The 17,559-nt window shown below is 71.7% G+C and carries 13 protein-coding genes; 6 read left to right on the top strand and 7 right to left on the bottom strand.

Annotated elements, in window-relative coordinates; translation table 11 throughout:
* The first annotated feature begins 148 nt into the window (after window positions 1-148).
* From WMF26_RS18085 to WMF26_RS18075, 3 genes are read left to right on the top strand one after another with little or no spacing between them, the layout of a single operon-like run.
* On the top strand, window positions 149-1,480 hold the full coding sequence (locus WMF26_RS18085) for an HD domain-containing protein (RefSeq protein ID WP_438001329.1): 1,332 nt from the start codon (window positions 149-151) through the stop codon (window positions 1,478-1,480).
* Complete coding sequence (locus tag WMF26_RS18080; protein WP_438001328.1) at window positions 1,480-2,274, top strand: hypothetical protein; 795 nt, start codon at window positions 1,480-1,482, stop codon at window positions 2,272-2,274. The genes WMF26_RS18085 and WMF26_RS18080 overlap by 1 nt, the downstream gene beginning before the upstream one ends.
* A complete protein-coding gene (locus WMF26_RS18075; RefSeq protein ID WP_438001327.1) occupies window positions 2,271-3,551 on the top strand; it encodes a DUF4147 domain-containing protein in 1,281 nt (426 codons plus the stop codon). Before WMF26_RS18080 ends, WMF26_RS18075 begins: the two co-directional genes overlap by 4 nt.
* A gap of 159 nt (window positions 3,552-3,710) precedes the next feature.
* Here the strand turns inward: WMF26_RS18075 and WMF26_RS18070 are convergent, their stop codons facing one another.
* The 4 genes from WMF26_RS18070 to WMF26_RS18055 form a co-directional block, all read right to left on the bottom strand.
* On the bottom strand, window positions 3,711-4,643 hold the full coding sequence (locus tag WMF26_RS18070) for a hypothetical protein (protein ID WP_437947377.1): 933 nt from the start codon (window positions 4,641-4,643) through the stop codon (window positions 3,711-3,713).
* 262 nt (window positions 4,644-4,905) lie between these two features.
* Window positions 4,906-5,487, bottom strand: coding sequence for an ExbD/TolR family protein (locus WMF26_RS18065; protein WP_020735583.1), 582 nt, complete (start codon window positions 5,485-5,487; stop codon window positions 4,906-4,908).
* Window positions 5,488-5,502: 15 nt separating this feature from the next.
* Window positions 5,503-6,072 (bottom strand): biopolymer transporter ExbD, encoded by a 570-nt coding sequence (locus WMF26_RS18060; protein WP_020735581.1) that lies wholly within the window; start codon window positions 6,070-6,072, stop codon window positions 5,503-5,505.
* A 220-nt stretch (window positions 6,073-6,292) separates the two neighbouring features.
* Window positions 6,293-6,913, bottom strand: coding sequence for a MotA/TolQ/ExbB proton channel family protein (locus WMF26_RS18055; protein ID WP_231864858.1), 621 nt, complete (start codon window positions 6,911-6,913; stop codon window positions 6,293-6,295).
* 1,022 nt (window positions 6,914-7,935) lie between these two features.
* On the opposite strand from WMF26_RS18055, the gene WMF26_RS18050 reads away from it, so the two are divergent.
* The 3 genes from WMF26_RS18050 to WMF26_RS18040 are packed head-to-tail and all read left to right on the top strand — an operon-like array spanning window position 7,936 to window position 9,776.
* On the top strand, window positions 7,936-8,598 hold the full coding sequence (locus WMF26_RS18050) for a MotA/TolQ/ExbB proton channel family protein (protein WP_236644648.1): 663 nt from the start codon (window positions 7,936-7,938) through the stop codon (window positions 8,596-8,598).
* Between the two features lie 3 nt (window positions 8,599-8,601).
* The gene (locus WMF26_RS18045) at window positions 8,602-9,168 is read left to right on the top strand and encodes an ExbD/TolR family protein (protein WP_020735579.1); all 567 of its coding nucleotides are present in this window, start codon (window positions 8,602-8,604) and stop codon (window positions 9,166-9,168) included.
* Window positions 9,165-9,776 (top strand): ExbD/TolR family protein, encoded by a 612-nt coding sequence (locus WMF26_RS18040; protein WP_438001326.1) that lies wholly within the window; start codon window positions 9,165-9,167, stop codon window positions 9,774-9,776. Before WMF26_RS18045 ends, WMF26_RS18040 begins: the two co-directional genes overlap by 4 nt.
* 112 nt (window positions 9,777-9,888) lie before the next feature.
* On the opposite strand, the gene WMF26_RS18035 is transcribed toward WMF26_RS18040, so the two are convergent.
* From WMF26_RS18035 to WMF26_RS18025, 3 genes are all read right to left on the bottom strand, one after another.
* Window positions 9,889-13,218 (bottom strand): SNF2-related protein, encoded by a 3,330-nt coding sequence (locus tag WMF26_RS18035; protein WP_438001325.1) that lies wholly within the window; start codon window positions 13,216-13,218, stop codon window positions 9,889-9,891.
* Window positions 13,219-13,310: 92 nt separating this feature from the next.
* On the bottom strand, window positions 13,311-15,527 hold the full coding sequence (locus WMF26_RS18030; RefSeq protein WP_437338244.1) for a sodium-translocating pyrophosphatase: 2,217 nt from the start codon (window positions 15,525-15,527) through the stop codon (window positions 13,311-13,313).
* Window positions 15,528-15,691: 164 nt separating this feature from the next.
* Window positions 15,692-17,209 carry a TolC family protein gene (locus WMF26_RS18025; RefSeq protein ID WP_438001324.1) on the bottom strand — a complete coding sequence of 506 codons (1,518 nt, stop codon included), beginning with the start codon at window positions 17,207-17,209 and terminating at the stop codon, window positions 15,692-15,694.
* Between the last annotated feature and the right edge of the window lie 350 nt (window positions 17,210-17,559).

Raw genomic sequence — 17,559 nt, 5'->3', positions numbered from 1 at the left:
GTCCGATGCGCATCATGCTGTGCTCCACGCCGCACGCCCGGAGCGGCGCGGCCTCCTCTCCGCGCACACGCCCGCAGCTGGGCGCCATCAGGCGGCTCCTGAGTGACCCGCCGCCCTTCGCGCCCATGGGGTCGCGTGGAGAACCATCGTGATCCTTCGTGACCCGGTCCACGGCCTGATCGAGTTCGAGAGCGGCGAGGCGGCGATCGTCCCGCGCCTGCTCGGCGCCCGCGAGGTGCAGCGGCTGCGGCGGATCCGGCAGCTCGGGCTGACCTCGCTGGCGTACCCGGGCGCCGAGCACACCCGCTTCTCGCACGCGCTCGGGGCCGCTCACGTGATGCGCCTCCTGATCGCGAGGTTCCGCCAGATCGATCGCGACCTCCCGTTCTGGCAGAGGGTGACCAGCGATCGCGCGCGCGACGCGATCGCCGCAGCGTTCTTGCACGATCTCGGCCATGGCCCGCTCTCGCACCTGTTCGAGGAAGCCATGCCGGGCGCGCTCCACCATGAGCGCTGGACCGAGCGCATCCTGCTCGACCCGGCCTCGGACGTGCACCAGGTGCTCGTGCGCCAGGATCCATACCTGCCCCAGCGGGTGGCCGACCTCATCGGCGGTCGACACGAGCTGCCGTACCTCGCCAAGGCGGTGAGCGGGACCTTCGACGTCGATCGCTGCGACTACCTGCTGCGCGACGCGCACGCGACGGGCGTGAGGTACGGCGAGTACGATCTGCCGTGGCTGCTGCGCAGCCTCAGGTTCAGCGACGTCCAGGTGGAGATGCCCGGCGGCGGCGCCGCTTCTGCCCCGCCCGCGCCCGCGCTCGCCATCGACGGGACGAAGGGGATGCGCGCCATCGAGTCGTTCCTCCTCGCCCGCTACTTCATGTTCCAGCAGGTCTACTTCCACAAGACCACGCGGAGCGCGGAGTGGATGATCGGCGCCATCCTCCGGCGCGTCGTGGCCCGCCTCGCCGCCGGCGACCGGATCCCCGAGGTCCCCGCCGCCGTCGCGGCGATGGCCGTCGGCGAGATGCCCATGCTGGAGCAATACCTGGAGCTCGACGATCAGGTCCTGCTCGGGGCCATCCACGCATGGGAGAACGCGTCCGATCCCGTGCTGTCCGATCTCGCGCGCCGCCTGCGCGCGCGCTCGCTCTTCAAGTCGGTCGAGCTGTTCCCCGAGCCCGGCGAGACGCCCGCCGGACGCGACGAGCGGCGCGCGGCGGCGCTCGCGACCGTGCGCGAGATCGCGCAGGGCGCCGGGCTCGACCCGGAGGTGTACGTCGGCGTCGACGTCGCCGAGGACACGCCCTACGCCGAGGACGAGTCGCTCCCGGTCGTTTACCCGAGAGGACGCCCGCGGCGCCCCGCCGAGGTGTCCTTCTTGCTCGAACGGCTGCGCAACGAGACGATGACGCGCATCCGGATCCTCTTCGCGCCCGAGCTGCGAGATACCGTGCGGGAGGCGCTGGTACGCTGATGACCACCACGAACACGGCAGCACGGGGATCGGTCGAGCCCGCGCGCGCGCTCCGCCCGGCGCGCGAGCGCCGCGCCGCCGCCAGGGCGCTCGCCGGCGCCGCGGCGCTCGCGGCGCTCGCGGGGGCATCCGCGGCGCGCGCGGACGGCGGCGGCGCGGCGCGCGCGGACGGCGGCGGCGCGGCGCGCGCGGACGGCGACGGCGCGTACGGCCGCCTCGACGGAGACCTCGATCTGCGCGCGGGCGCGGGCGCCTCGTTCGCCAGCGGGGGCCCAGCGCTCTGCGCGCACGGCGCCGCCGCCTACCTCTCGACCGCAGGCCTGTACGCGCACTACACCGACGCGCTCGGCGCGCAGGGAGCGACCGTCGCGCGCTCGATCGCGGGCGGCGTCTTCATTCAACCGCTGTTCCTCGGCCGGTACGCGAGCGACCTCGAGCTCGGCGCGCCGTGGCTCGACCTGCTCATCGACTCGGTCGCGCTCGGCGTGGGCTCGTTCTGGGAGGCCCCGCCCGGCGGCGGGCTCGCGTCGGAGCCCGGGCTCGAGCTCTCGCTGTCGCTCGACGTGCCGCTCCTGGGCCGCGCCACGGGCCCGTTCCTCGGCGTGCGGGGCGCGCTCCGCTGGGGCGGACCGGCGCTCGCGGGCGACGCGAGCCCGCGCGACGAGCAGCGGGCGCTCGTGTCGATCGCGCTGAGCTGGCACCACGTCGTCTCCGCGCACATCGTCGACGCCGGCGACCGCGCCCCCGCCCAGGTGGCGGCGAGGCGAAGCGAGGCCGGCGCGGGGGGCCGTTGAGCGCCGCGCTCGACGCGCTGCGCGCGGCGCTCGTGTCGGCGTTCCGCGCCGGGCTGGCGGAGCTCGATCCCGCGGGGCTCGTCGAGCGCGCGCTCGACGCCGAGGCCGGCGCGCGCCGCGGCCGCGTGGTCGTGATCGCGGCCGGCAAGGCGGCGCTCGGGATGGCCCGGGGCGCGCTGCGCAGCTGGGGAGACGGCATCGCCGGAGGGCTCGCGGTCACCGTCGCGGACCCGGCCACCCCAGCGCGCGATCCGCCTGTCGCGCAGGTCGACCCCGAGGAGGCGGCGCTGCGCCCGCTGCGCCTGATGCGCGCGGCGCACCCGATCCCCGACGCGCGCAGCGTGGAGGCGGCCGAGGCAGCGCTCGCCGCGGCGACCGCGCTCGGGCCCGGCGATCTCCTGCTGGCGCTCATCTCGGGCGGCGCCTCGGCGTTGCTCGCGGCGCCGCCCGAGGGCGTGTCCCTCACGGACAAGCAGGCCCTCGTGGCGGCGCTCCTGGAAGGGGGCGCCCCTATCCAGGAGGTCAACCTCGTTCGCCGGCACCTCTCGCGGATCAAGGGCGGGCGGCTCGCCGCTGCGGCGGCGCCGGCGCGCGTGCTGACCCTGCTCATGAGCGACGTCGTGGGCGGGCTCCCGCACGACATCAGCTCGGGCCCCACCGTCCCGGACCCGACGCGCGTGGAGGACGCGCTCGCCGCGCTCCACCGCCGGGCCCCTCGGCTCGCGCGGCTCGCGCCCGCGCTGAGCGAGTCGCTGAAGCCGGCGGACGCGGGCCTCGTCGAGGCGCGCGTGCTCGCCGATCCGGACAAGCTCGCCGAGCGCGTGGCGGCCGCCCTCGCCGACAGCGCGGGGCTGCGCGCGGTCGCCGCCCCGGCCGAGGACGGCGACGCGCGCGCGATCGTCGAGCGCCGCCTCGCGCTCGCGCGCGCGCTCGCCCCGGGCGAAGCGGTCGTGATCCCGTGCGAGCCGACGCTGGCGCTGCCGGCCCGGCGCGGCGCTGGCGGCCGCGCGGGGTGGATCGCGCTCGCGGCCTTGCGCGATCTGCCGCCGGACGTCGCGCTCCTCTGCGCGGCGTCCGACGGCGCCGACGGCAGCTCCGGCGCGGCGGGCGCGGTCGTCGCCCGGCCTGCGGCCGCCGCGATGGACGATCGCGCGATCGACGCGGCGCTCGCGGGCTTCGACGACGCCGCCGCGCACCGCGCCCTCGGTACGCGCGTCGAGACCGGCCCGACGGGCCACAACCTCACGGACCTGCACATCGTCGCGCGCGCGAGCTGATCGTCGGCGCGCCAGGCCCGCGACACGTGCGCGCGCTGACGCGGCTGCGCGCCTACGCCGCTGCGCGCCGCCCCCCCCCCCCGCGCGCCGCTCGCCGCGTTGCCCGGCGCGGCGCGCGCCGCTCGCCGCGCGCCGCTCACCGCGCTGCCCGGCGCGGCCTCACTGCGGCTCGGCGGCGGCCGCGGTCGTGTCGCCCATCGCCTCGCGCACCGCGAGGGCGAGCGCGCAGCTGTTCGCCTGCCGCTGCCGCGCCTCGAGCACGCTCCCCTCGACCGACGGCGTTCCGCCGATGAGATGGCCGCTCGCCTCGCGGCGCACCCGCAGGATGGGCTTGCCGTCCGACAGCCGCCACACCCCGACCCGCGCCATGTGCGGCACCCCGAGCAACGCCTCGGTGCTCGTCGCGCCCTCGGCCGGCTCGTCGAGGACGACGAGGTAGTACTGCGCCCGCGTCAGCAGCTCCGCCGCGAGCGGCACGTCGTCGCGTATCGTGTCCTCGAAGCTCGACTCCAGGAGCCGCAGGCGCAGCTCGCTCGACGCGTCCTGCGCGTCGCGCACCCACTCGTCGGAGAGGACGTGCATCGTCCGGTAGGCGACGCGCAGGTTGAACGGCTGCGCGGGCCGCGAGCAGCGCTCGGCCTCGTTGCAGTACTCGCCCGCAGGGCAGTCCCGCGTGCGCTTGCACTCCGCGCCCGCCAGCGGGTTCGGGTTCGGCACCCGCAGGAGGCACGCGGTGAACGCGTCGCGCAGCGACTGCTGCGCGTTCTTGCGGACGGCGTCGACGCTCGCCGCCTCGTCCACGCGGAGGCGCAGGTAAATGCCCGCGAGCTCGCGGAAATTCCACGCCTTGAGCGCCTCCCGATCCACGAGCTCGGCGCCCGCGCTCCGCGCCAGATCGAGCGTCCAGCCCTCCACGCGCTCGCGCATCGGGAACCAGCGCGGGCCGAGCTCCACGGCGACCGCGCGCTGGCGCGCCATCAGCTTCTGTCGTGCGCTCTCGATCTGCCCCTGGGACCACTTCCAGTGGAGGATCGCCGAGACCGCGAGGACGAGCGCCGTGTAACCCCAGAACTTCCCCCGGGGCCAGCGCATCTTCGAGCGCGCTTCCCGCGCCCTGTAGACCGAAGGCAAGCCGCGTTCGCGGGGCGGCTGTTCAGACGACATACGAGAGGCTCCACGCTGGAGGCACCGGTGCGATCACGCGCGCGCGGCGGCCTCCTCCACACGGGCTGCGCGGAGGGGAACGCCGCGCCGAGCGCGCCGCCGTTGCCACCACGTCCGATGGTGACCGGGACCGCCGGGCATCGCCCGGCGCGCCCCTTCCTTCTGTGCTCGATAGGTCAAGAAGCGAGGATCACTGCGACTTCGGGAGCTTGCTGACCATGAAGCTGACGTTCGGGTAACCGGCGAACGCCGCGGTCTGGAACACGCTCTTCACGACCAGCGCGGGCACGTTCTGATCGACCTGGAGGATGCACACGCCCGGGAACGGCTTGTTCGGCTGCACCTGCTTCCACAGCTCGCGCTTGTTCTTGAGCAGGTTGAAGAGCTCGTCGATCTTCTGGAGGCGCCCGAGCTCCTCGATCGCGCGCGTCGAACCGGCCAGGGCGCCGTCGACGAGGATCTGGTTGCCGTTCACCGCCACCATCGGCGCGTCGATGACGTCTTCGACGTTCTCCGCCTTCGGGAGCTTGACGTTCTTGTCGACGGCGATCTCGCCCGACGCCGAGAAGGACATCAGGAGGAAGATCACGGTCACGACGAGGAAGTCGATGAAGCTCACGAGGTTGAGCCCCGCGTTCGGGCTGCGTGCGCCGTGCCCCGACACCTTGTTCCACACGAACCGCAGCGGCACGCCCTTCATCAGCCGGCGGCCCGGCTGGTGGATCACGTGAGCGTGGGGGTTCTTGTGGTGCTTCGGATTGAACCTATCCATGTGCGCGCTCCTGCCTCAGCGGACCGAGAACGTCATGTTGAACACGGGGACCTGCTTGTTCCCCTCCGGCAGCCTCATCTCGCGCTTCGGCGCGTAGAGCGCGTCGAGCACCGCGACGATCTCCTTGAAGGGCGTGCGGTTGTCGGTGTGGAGGATCGCCTGGTCGAGCTTCTTGTCGCTCGGATCCCGGTGGCCGCCGTGGGTCTTCCACTCCTCCTCGATCCGCTTCGCCAGCTCCGGGTAGCGGATGATCTTGGAGCTCGGGTCGCCGAGCTCGACCGGCGCCTTGTTCACCTTGACCTCGTTCACCACCGTCGCGCCCTGCTTCCACACGAGCCCGAACTCGCTCTCGCCGATGTGCAGGTTCAGCACCTTCTCCGGCGTCTGCGGGGTGAGCTCCTTGTTCGGATCGGGCGGGCCAGGGACCTGGGCGTCCGCGTTCATCCGTGAGTTGGTGACCCAGACCGCCGTGATCAACAGGAATGCAATCGTGACCATCAGCAGGTCGATGAACGGGATCATGTTGATATCGCTGTTCGTCGACCGCTTCTTGCCGCCACCGTCGCCGACGTCTACGCCGCCCATATTGCCTTCCCAACGTGAGCCGGAGCTCACTTATCCAAGTTGTTGCGGGAACACCCTGCTCGCAGCTCGCGGAGGGCCACCATGCTGGGTCTGACTTCGTCGCTCTTCTGAAGTTCCCGGGGCCCCGCCGGCGCGAGCCGCACGGGGCTTCGAGGCGCGAGAGCGGGCCCAGGCGGAAGCGCGCGGGACGCGCTCGACGACCTGGGCCCGCCGAGGACCATCAGGCAGCCGCCTGACCGACCGCTGCGACATTCACCTTCTGGCGGTTCGCGACGACGAGGTTGAGGATCTGCACCGACGCCTCGTTGATGTCGTCCTCGATGTGCTGCGTCTTGCCGTTCAGCACGGCGAAGCCGATGAGGCCGATGATCGCCACGCCAAGGCCGAAGGCGGTGCAGTTCATGGCCTCGGAGATGCCGAGGGCGAGCACGCGGGCCTTCTGGCTCGGGTCGACCGACTCGCCGGCGACGGAGCCGAAGGACTTGATGAGACCCGTCACGGTCCCGAGCAGGCCGGAGAGCATCGCGAGGTTCGCGAGCAGCGCGAGGTAGGAGGTGCGCGCGCTGATCTTCGGCAGCTCACGAAGAGCCGCCTCGTCCATCGCCGCCTGGACCTCCTCGTCCGGACGGTTCACCTTGACGAGACCGGCCTGGACGATGCGGGCCAGCGGGGCGTTCGCCGCGGAACACATCTTCACAGCCTTGGCGACATCGCCCGCGAGGATGCACTTCTGCATCGTCGCGAGGAAGACGTCCTTGTTGATGGACGAGCCGAACAGGTAGAGGGCGCGCTCGACGATGATGCCGATCGTCAGGATCGACCAGAACAGGATGGGCCACATGCCCCACCCACCCTCTTTGAAAGCTTCATACGCTCCGTGCATTGCTTCTGTCCTCCAGTTCGCCTCGCGTCCCCGGGATGAGGTTTCGCGCAACTCGATCGGTTCCCTATGTCAGACTCGTGTTGCCGAGGGGCGGCAGTCTTTCACTCACACGTAAGAACGGATGAGAGGCCTATTCTGCTTGGCGGCGCTGGCCGTGGACGGCTTGCTCCTGTCGCTCTCTGGCGAGATGCCCACGGGACGCTAGCCGAGCGGCGCTGACCTCTGCAAGAGTCCTGATCGTCTCTTCTGGTCCCGGCGCCCGGCGCCGTCCCAGCTCTCTCACCTGTCGTCCAAGACTGACTTCGCGTCGTCACGCCAGGGGCCCGTGGTGGCTCTGGGCGCGGCTCCCCGTTCACCGCAGAGCGTGCCGCCATCCGGCCAAGCTACGCCGATGCACCCGGGGGACTCGCGCATCTTCGCGATTGAGACCCGGCGCCGTCAAGAGAGATTTGGCCACACGTGAGCGCTCTGATGCGGGCAAAACTTTACAACAATCGCAGGGTTATGTCACCATTCGCCGGGCGCGCGGCGCGCCGGCCCGCAGCGGATCCCGCGAAGCCTGGGGAGACGCGGCGCGCGGCCCGACGGCCGACGGCCGACGGCCGACGGCGCGACAGCGCACCGCGGCAGTGCGAGCGGCATTACCCCGAGAGGATGCGCAGTGACGCAGCGAGCAGGCGAGCGCTGGACCGGTAGAGCACGGCCGCCTGGCCGGGCGCCGGCGACGGGGACGAGTCAGGGAGCTCCGTACCCTCCGGCCTCGATCGGCCCGCGCCGCCGCGCCGCGGCCGGCGCGCTCGCCGCGAGAGGCGCCGCTGGTTCTCCGGGGATTTGCGGCGATCCCGGCCTCTCGCCGCCCGGCGCGGCCGCATCGCCGAGCTTGCGCACGGGATCGGGCGGCAGTTATAGTCGCCGCGCCTAGAGATTGTCGGGCTTCTGACGACGCTGAGAAAGGGACTTCGAGGATGCGTCATCTGCTGATGTTGGCGGCCGAGGGTGGTGGCGAAGGCGGGATGTGGGAGGCCATCAAGCACAATCCGACCTTCCTGATCGCGAACCTGGTCGTCTCGGCGGTCGTGGTGACGATCATCATCGAGCGGACCGCGTTCCAGCTGGGACGCTACCGCGTGAACTCCAAGGAGTTCTTCGCGCAGGTCAAGAAGCTGGTGGCGGCGGGCAACATCGATCGCGCCATCAAGCTCTGCGACGCCAGCGATTACCCGATCCTGCAGCTCGTGAAGGCCGGCCTGACCCACGCGAACAAGGGCGCGGACGAGATCGACGCCGCCCTCAGCGAGAAGCTGTCCGAGCTCAAGCCCGCCGTGGAGAAGCGCATCGGCGCCCTCTGGTCGCTCGCGAACATCGCGACGCTGATCGGCCTCATCGGGACGGTCTCCGGCCTGATCAACACCTTCGCCTCCATCGCCGCCCAGGGCCTCTCGCAGGCCGACAAGCAGCGGATGCTCTCGAACGGCATCGCGGAGGCCATGTACAACACGGCGTTCGGCCTCGCCATCGCCGTCGTGTGCATGATCGCGCACGTCATCCTCCACACCCGCTCCAAGAACATCCAGCACGATCTGGAGGCGACCACGGAGCGCGTCTTCAACCTGCTCACGATCAGCAGCAAGCCTGGCTACTAGCCCATGGCGGACCCGCAAGACGTCCCGCTCAGCTCGGCGCAGCGATCGAAGATCCGGCGCCTCTCGCAGCCCAAGGAGCCCGAAGCCGGGGAGGAGGCCGGCGAGCTCAACGTCGTTCCGTACCTCGACATCATCACGAACATCCTCATCTTCGTGCTCGCCAGCGTCTCGGTGACATTCGTGTCGTCGATCGACACGACGCCGCCCTCCATCGGCGGGGGCAAGGTGCGCAGCGAGCTCTCCAGCAAGGCGTTGAACCTGTCCGCGTTCATCACCAGCCAGGGGATCTCGCTGAAGACGTCGAGCGGCAACATCGCGACCGGCTGCCAGGACGTGGGCAGCGGGGTCACCGTGCCGAAGACGACGAACGACAGCTATGATTTTCCCGCCCTCACGGCGTGCGCGAAGCGCCTCAAGAACGCCCGCCCCGAGTTCAAAGAGGAGACGCAGGTGACGATCACGGCGAACCCGGGCATCGACTACAAGACGATCATCGACGTGATGGACGCGCTGAGGAGCGACGCGGGGGAGGAGCTGTTCCCGGAGGTCCACTTCGGAGTCGCCCGATGAGCGCCGAGCAGCCCCCCCCGCCCCCGCCGCGACCGAAGGCGAGCATCGTCCGCTACAAGGCGGCCCTCCGGAAGGCGATCCGCAGGAACCGGCGGGAGCCGGAGATCGACTTCCTGAACATCACGGCGATGCTCGACCTGATGACGATCATCCTCGTCTTCTTGCTGAAGAGCGTAGGGTCGTCGGCGGCATCCATCCCGCAGTCGAAGGACCTCACCCTGCCGAAGTCGGTGATGCAGTCCGAGCCCTCCCAGGAGGGCGTGGTGGTCATCGTCTCGAAGTCGCAGATCCTGGTCGGCGAGGATCCGACCCCGATCGTCCTCTTGCCCAACCGCGAGCAGCTCGCCCAGTCCGGCGTCGACGCGAAGTACAAGCGCAGCGGACCGAACGATCTCTATATCGTGCCGCTCGCGAACGCCCTGTCCCACGCGCGCGAGACGGACAAGGCCATCCGCGCCGCGAAGGGGCTCGATCCTTCGTCGTCCGAGGCGATCATCGTGGCTGACGCCACCACGCCCTACCGCCTGCTGATCGAGGTCATGTTCACCCTCGGGCAGAGCGAGTTCGGCAAGTACCACCTGATGGTCCTGAGCGGCAACAAGCGGTAAGCCGCCCCCCTGCCCTTCCGGTAAGCCCGCCGCCGCCGATCGGCTTGCCCTCGCGCCCTCGCGACGCGCGCTCGCGAGCGGCGCGCTCCCCTCGGAGCGCGCCGCGGACCGGTCAGTCCACCGCGAACAGCTCTTCCAGGTCGGCCTTGGTGAGCTTCTTGGCGCCGCCCGCGTCCTCGCTGAGGACGGAGGCGACGAGCTGGCGCTTCTTGTCCTTGAGCAGCAGGATCTTCTCCTCGATCGTGCCCGCGGCGATGAGCCGGTAGGCGGTGACCACCTTCGTCTGCCCGATGCGGTGGGCGCGGTCGGTGGCCTGCTGCTCGACGGCCGGGTTCCACCACGGATCGAAGTGGATCACCGTGTCCGCCGCGGTGAGGTTCAGGCCGGTGCCGCCCGCCTTGAGGCTGATGAGGAAGACCGGCACGCTCGGGTCGTTCTGGAAGCGCTCGACGCGCTCCGGCCGATCCTTCGTGGAGCCGTCGAGGTACTCGTAGGCGACGCCGTCCTCCTTCATCGCCTTCTCGATGAGCTTCAGCATCATCACGAACTGGCTGAAGACGAGGACCTTGTGCCCGCCCTCGACCGCGTTCGCGATGAGCTCGCGGACCGCGACGAGCTTGCCCGAGTCGTCGTCGCCGAACTCGCGCGGCAACCCGAGCAGCCGCGGATCGCAGGCCGCCTGCCGCAGGCGGGTGAGGCCGGCGAGGATCTGCAGCTGGCTCTTCGCGAGGCCGACGCGCTCGACCTCGCCGAGGACCTGCGCCCGCACCTCGCGCGCGACTTGCAGGTACAGCGCCCGCTGCTCGCCGGTGAGATCGCAGATCTGATCCATCTCGATCTTCTCCGGCAGATCCTTCGCCACCTCCTGCTTCGTGCGGCGCAGGATGAACGGGTGGATCGCGGCGCGGAGCCGCTGCGCGGTCTTGTAGTCGCCCGCCTCGATCGGCCGCGAGAAGCGGGCCTCGAACTTGTCGAGCGAGCCGAGCAGGCCCGGCGAGACGAAGTCGAAGATCGACCAGATCTCCGACAGCCGGTTCTCGATGGGCGTGCCCGTCAGGGCGAGCCGGCGCTTCGCGCGGAGCCGCTTGGCGGCGGCGGCGGTGGCGCTCATCGGGTTCTTGATGTGCTGCGCCTCGTCGAGGATGGCGTAGCTGAGGTCGAGCTGCGCGAGGAAGTCCTCGTCGCGCCGGAGGAGCGCGTAGCTCGTGATCACCACCTCGGCGGCCTTGACCTCGTCGATCTGGTCCTTGCGATCGGCGCCGTGCCAGAGGGCGACCGAGAGCGACGGCGCGAACCGGGCGAGCTCGCGCTCCCAGTTCGTCACGACGCTCGTCGGGGCGACGATCAGCGCGCGCATGTGCTTCTCCTCCTGCTTGACGGCGAGCAGGAGGGCGATCGTCTGGACCGTCTTGCCGAGGCCCATGTCGTCGGCGAGCACGCCGCCCGAGCCGATGTCATGGATGAACTTGAGCCATGACAGGCCGGCCTCCTGGTAGGGGCGGAGCGTCGCCTTCAGGTTGCGGGGCCGCTTGGTGCTGCCGATCTCGTCGATGTTGCTGAGCTTGTGGAAGAGCTCGCGCGCGGCGGCGGTCACGTTCGAGCCGCTCGCGTGCTGGAGCAGCTCGTGCACCCGGCCGGCCTGCGCGAGCGGCAGCCGGCCGTTCCTGCCGGCCGCCATCATCAGCTCGACTTCGCGATCGAGCATCGCGCGCACGGCGTCCGGATCGAACGCGGCGAACGACCCGTCCTCGAGGCGGACGTAGCGCTTGCCCTCGGCGAGGCAGCGGCGCAGCTCGTCGCGATCGACGCTGACGCCCTCGCTCTCGAAGCTGAGCTTGACGTTCAGCCAGTCCATCCCCGAGGTGACCTTGGCGAAGACGCCGATCGGCCTGCTGCGCACCTGCGTGTCGACGAGATCCTCCGGGACGAAGAGGTCCCAGTCGTCGGGGAGCTCGGCGAGGCCCTCGGTCCAGAACGTGAGCGCCTGATCGCCGTTCGCGATGAAGCCCTGGCCGGTCTCGTCCGGCTTGAGCCCGAGGGCGAGCAGCTTGCTCGCCGCATCCTGCTGCGCGGCGATGTCCACGCGGATGCAGCGGGCGCGCTTCATCCCCTCCTCGGGCGGCTGCACGAGCACCGGCGGCGAGATGCCGTCGGCGCGCACGGCGACCTCCGCGTCGCCGTACGCGGCGAACAGCGTGACGCGCGCCTCGATCAGCGAGCCGCCCGCGCGCATGCGGAACGTGGGCACGAGGTCGACGACCTCGGCGATCTGGTTCAGGTCGGGCAGCTCGGCGCCGACCTCGAGGGCGATCTTGGGGAGCCCCTGCATAATGATGCGGGGCAGCTCGCTCATCGGCTCGCCGATGGTCGGCGAGCGGAGCAGGCGGCGCATCGCCGCGGGGGAGACGCGCTTGTCGATGCGGCGCGCGAGCCCCTCCTGCGTGTCGATGTGCCAGCCCGGCCAGCCCTCGAACCACCCGCCTTGCAGGAGCGAGAAGCGGCGCTTGTCGTTCCCCCGCTCGAAGCTCGCCTTCACGATGATGGTGTCGCCGCCGACGGTCTCGAGATCGAAGCGCGGCCGCAGGCTGTCCTCGCCGAAGCGGAGCTGCATCAGCGCGGGCTCGAGGAGCACGCGCTGGCCTTCCAGCAGCGGGAGCAGCTCGGCCACGTCCTCGCCGCGGATGTCGACGGCCGGGTGGCGCGGGTTGCCGCTCTCGAACCGGGCGAGCAGCCGGAGCGCGTCGCGGTCGGGCGTCGGGTAAAGCGCCTGCCAGGCGAGCGCCGCGGACGGCAGCACCGGGACGCGCGCCTCGGCGTCGAGGACGGTGACGGTCAGCGCCCCCTGGCGCACGTGGAGGCGGAACTCCACGCGGCGGGCGCCGGTGACCCCCTCGGGCGGGAGCCAGGCGCCGATCCCGGTCTGCTTGGCCGTGGCGTCGAGGACCGGCGCCGTGAGGGTGACGGCGGAGCCCGGCGGCCCGTGGGTGCCGACGACGGTCGGGACGGGCACCGGCGGCGTGATCGCCAGCCGCCCGCGGCGGTCGCGCCTGCGCACGCGCTTCAGGGCGTCCCCGCCGGCGTGGGCGGTCTGCGGGACGAGCGCCGGGATCGGCGGCTCGCGCCGGGGCTGCGCGCCGCGAGCCTGGTCGCGGATGCTGATGAGCAGCGCCGCGACGTGCTTGCAATGCTGTCCGGCCTTCTGGAATGCCGGACAGGAGCACTGGGACTGGATTCCATCGGGTGAGAGCTCGACCTTGACCGGATACGGCTCGGAGTCGGCGGCGCGGACGGTGCCGCTCGCCATCGTCTCGTTGATGGAGATGTCCTCGACGACGCGGCGGCGGAAGTACTCGAGCCCGCGGAGGAAGGTGCGGGCGCCAAGGAGCCTTCGCAGGCCACGATCGCTGAGGGTGGAGAGTGCGTCGGAGATCGGAGGCGGCACGTCGTGGGCTCGGGATACATGCGGCGGCAATTCGCCGGGATGGGTCGGGTGGACGGGACCCCTGGCGGAGCCCGCTGGATGAAGAACCGTCATCAGATGAAGAACGGCAAGAACACGATGATCACGGCGGGGAGCATCTTGATGAGCACGTGGAGCGCAGGACCGGCCGCGTCCTTGAGAGGATCGCCGATCGTGTCGCCCACGACGGCGGCGCCGTAGGTGGGGTTGTCCGCCCGCGCCCCCGTCTCATCGACGAGGTAGCGCCCACCGTGCGCGCCGGTCGCGATGTACTGCCTCGCATTGTCCCAGATCGCCCCGGTATTCCCTAAGAAGAGCGACCCGAGGACGCCTGCGACCGTCCCGGCCATGATCAGGGCCGCGACTGAATCCGCCGCGACCAGAGGATTATCTTCCGTCCTTGCAAAGCGCAAGGCAAGTCCCACGACGACGGGCGCCACCGCCGCGACGAGGGCCGGCGCGATCATATGGCGCAGCGCCGCCCGGGAGACCATCTCGACGCACGGCTCGTGGTCGCCGACGAAGCCCGGCGGCCGGGCCCGGGCCTGGCGCTTCACCTCGTCGAGGACGCGGCGGCCGGCCTGGAGCACATTCCGGATACAGCGGCCGGCCAGCCAGAAGACCAGGAGGATCCCGACCAGCGCGCCGAGGTAGACCTCGGGGCGGTCGAGGCGCACGACCATCGCGGCCGTCTCGCCGCTGCTCGCCGCGCTCGACGTCAGCGCGCGCCGCCGGGACTCGTCGAGGTAGCCGGCGACGAGCAGCAGCGAGGCGAGCGCGGCCACCCCCGCCGTGTACGCCTTCGTGAGCGCCTTGGTCGTGTTGCCGACCGCATCGAGCACGAGCGTCCGCCCGCGCACGTCCGGCCGCTCGCGGGCGACCGTCACGGCGACGATGCCGCCCGCGTTGTCCACGATGGGGCCGAACGCATCCATGGCGAGGACGTAGCCCGCGGTGCCGAGCATCCCCATCGTGGCGACCGCGGTCCCGAACAGGCCCCCGCCGGCGAGCCCGGAGCGGGCGCCGAGCAGGTACGAGCCGAAGGTCGCGCCGACGACGACGAGGAGCGGGAGCACCGAGCTCTCGAGGCCGATGGCGAGCCCGCGCAGCACCGCCATCGCGGAGCCGCTGCGGGCGGCCTCGGCGAGCTCGCGCACCGGGCGGTGCCGCTGCTCGGTGTAGTACTGCGTCACGTGCAGCACGCCGATGCCCGTGGCGATGCCGAGGACGCCGCACGCGAAGAAGACGACCCAGTGGGCGCCGAGCAGCCACTTGGCGGCGCCGGCGATGCCGACGGCGTGCAGGATGGCCGTGACGTAGAGCCCCCGCAGCAGGGCGTTGAAGGCGTCCTCGCGGTCGTCGGTCTTGACGACCATGACGCCGAAGAGCGTGGCGATGAGGCCGAACGCGCGGCTGACCAGCGGGAAGAGCACGACGGCGAGGGCGCTCGGGAGCCCGGCGTTGTTGCGGAAGAGCATGGCGCCGACCACCATGGCGCCCGCGTTCTCGGCGACGGTCGAGGCGAAGACGCCGGCCGCGCGCCCGGCGCAGTCTCCGACGGTATCGCCGGCCAGGTCGACGATCGTGGCCGGGTTCTGCAGGTCGTCCTCGTCGAGGCCGACCTCGGCGCCCGCGAGGTCGGCCCCGAGGTCGGCCGCCTTGGAGAAGGTGCCGCCGCCGAGCTGCGCCATCAGGGCGGCGAAGGAGGCGCCGAGAGGATAACCGGCGATGACCCAGGGGATGGTCGGCGCGAGCGCGAGCGCCTCGGCCGGCTCGGCCCCGAAGCCGCCGCGGAACGCGAGGACCGCGGCGAACAGGCCGCCGAGGCCGAGCAGGCTCATGCCGACGACGAAGAGCCCCGACACGGCCCCCCCGCGCAGGGCGATCTGCAGGGCGAGGTCGAGGGAGCGGCGGGCGCCGCTCGCCGCGCGCACGCTGGTGCGGGGCGCGATCCAGGTGGCGACCCGGCCCGTGGCGACGGCGCTGGCGGCGCCGACCGCGAACGAGAGCGTCAGCCAGACCCCGAGCTCCAGCGCCGGGACCGGGTTCTTCTCCCCCGCGCTCCGGAGCAGGCCGTACGCGAGGAAGATGGCGCCGCCGAGCATCGCGGAGACCGCGGCGATCACGCTGCTCTGGCGGCGAAAATACGCCTCGGCGACGCCCTGGATGATCGCGGCCACCCGCTGCATCTCGGGCTCGACCGCGGGGCGCGCGACGACCCAGCGAGCGAGGTAGACCGCAAAGGCGAGCCCGATCAGGCCGCCGCTGAGGATGAGCGCAAGCTCCGTCATGACGGGCGGACCGGGCGCGCACCGTGGACGCGCTACCTCGGCCGGTGAGGGAGAGTGCGGGCGGTGCCCGCGGAAGCGCCGCAGGAAACCGCGCTGCAGCGGCGCACGCCTTCCCTACTCCGGCCGGGTGGGCCGCGCAAGCGAAGACGACGCGCGCCGTCCGGTCATTTCACGACGTTCGCGTCGCGCCCGAGGGCGTGGTCCAGCCGGGTCTTCGCGACCAGCGCCCCGACGCGCGCGTTGAGCTGCAGCAGCCGCGCCGTCGTGACCTCTCTCTCCGAGTCCACGAGGTCGGTGCTCGTCGCGCGCCCGGCCCGGAACAGCTCCGATTTGACGCGCATCGCCTCCACGGCCGCCGCGAGCTGCCGCTCGGCGGTCTCGATGCTGCGCGCGGCCTTGCTCACGTCGGTGTAGGCCTGGGCCACTTCCATCCGGAGCCCGTCGCGCAGCACGGCCTTTTGCTCCGCGACCTGCGCCGTCCGGGCGCTCGCCTCGGCGGAGGCCGCCGCGGTCGTCGCGATGTCGTTGAGGACCCACGTGGCGCGGGCGCCGGCGGCCCACGTCAGGTCGAACTCCTCCCGCGCCGGGAAGATGCGCTGGTTGGGGTTCGCGTACGTGACGTCGGCGACCGCGTCCAGGCGCGGGAAGTAGCCGGCCCGCGTGAGCTGCTCCGACTTCTTGAGCGAGTACAGCGTCTCGTCGAGGGCGCGGATCTCCAGCCGCTTCGAGAACGCTTCCTCCTGCAGCGTGGGGAGCGGCTGGTTCGGCGGCTGCGCGGCGACGCTGCCGGTCATGACGTCGATCCCGACCGTGAGCGGCCTGCCCTGCGCCGCCGCTCCGAGCGCGATCCGGATCTGCTCGTCGGCGACGAGGAGCGTCGCCTGGGCCTCGCTGAGCAGCTGCTCCGCGTTCGCCACCTGCGCCTCGAGACGGAGCACGTCCGCCCGCGAGAGCAGCCCCACCTCGAACGTGCGCTGCGCGTCCACGAGGTGCGCCTTCGCCTGGGACACGGCCTCGTCCCGGACGACGACGAGCCCCTTCAGCCCAACCCAGTTGAAGAAGGAGATCTTCGCGTCGGCGGCGATCTTCAAGGCCTCGGCCTGCACTTCGAGCTTCTTCGCGGTCTCGGAGTGGGACGCCGCCGCATATCCCTGGGAGATGCGGAGCACGTAGTCCGAGATGGGCACCGCCAGGCTCGCCGACAGCGAATACTGGTTGAGGATCTGCGCGCCCAGGCCGAACTGCGCCAGCTGCGGGTCCTGCTCCACCTCGGACAGGCGCATGTAGCTGCCTGTGAGGGTGATGCGCGGAAAGAAGTTCACCGCCGCCTGGTCGACCCGCGCGGACGCGGCCCTGAGCTCGGCCTGCTTGGCGCGAAGCGACGCGTGCGTCTGCAGGGCGATCTTCGCGAACTCGTCCGGCGTCAGCCCTCCGGGCTGGGGGGCGAGCGCGGTGGCGAGCGGATCGGCCTTCGGCGCCGGCAGCTGCGCCGCAGCGACGGGAGCCTGGGGGGGCTGCGGCTGACCGGCAGCGGGAGGCGCGGGCGCGGGCTGCGGGGCGGCCGGGGGCGGAGCGGCCGGCTGCGCCGCGGCGGGCGGTGCGATGAGCCCGAGGGCGAGCAGCCCGGCGAGCGTCGAGGCCAGCGAGATGCTGCGTCGAGACGAGGGTGCGGTGCTTTTCATGACCGGTGGGTCACTTATGGGCGGTGAAAGCACCCGTCAAGATCGCAGGCGATCGCGCGCGTCACGCCTCGGCGATCGCTCGCCTCGCCCTCGCGCGAACGTGACCGGGCAGCCGGCGCGCTCGGCGCACGGCGCGTGTCGCCGCGCGAGCGCGCATGAATCCGAGGAGGCGCCCGGCGCGGGCCAAGACCGCGCTGGCGACGTGGTCTGACGTGTTCGTCATGCCGTGCCGCAATGGGCCAGGACAGCCGGGACATCACGGCCGACTCCGGGGAGGGAGCCCCGCGTCCCAAAGACGGTTCGTACCGTCCACGCGCGCTCTGTGGATGGCAGAAATCCGTCGCTTCCCC

This window comes from Sorangium sp. So ce185, from assembly GCF_051526825.1.
Taxonomy (GTDB): domain Bacteria; phylum Myxococcota_A; class Polyangia; order Polyangiales; family Polyangiaceae; genus Sorangium; species Sorangium cellulosum_D.
Note: the sequence above shows the minus strand (reverse complement) of the source record. Positions and strands in the feature narration are given on the sequence as shown.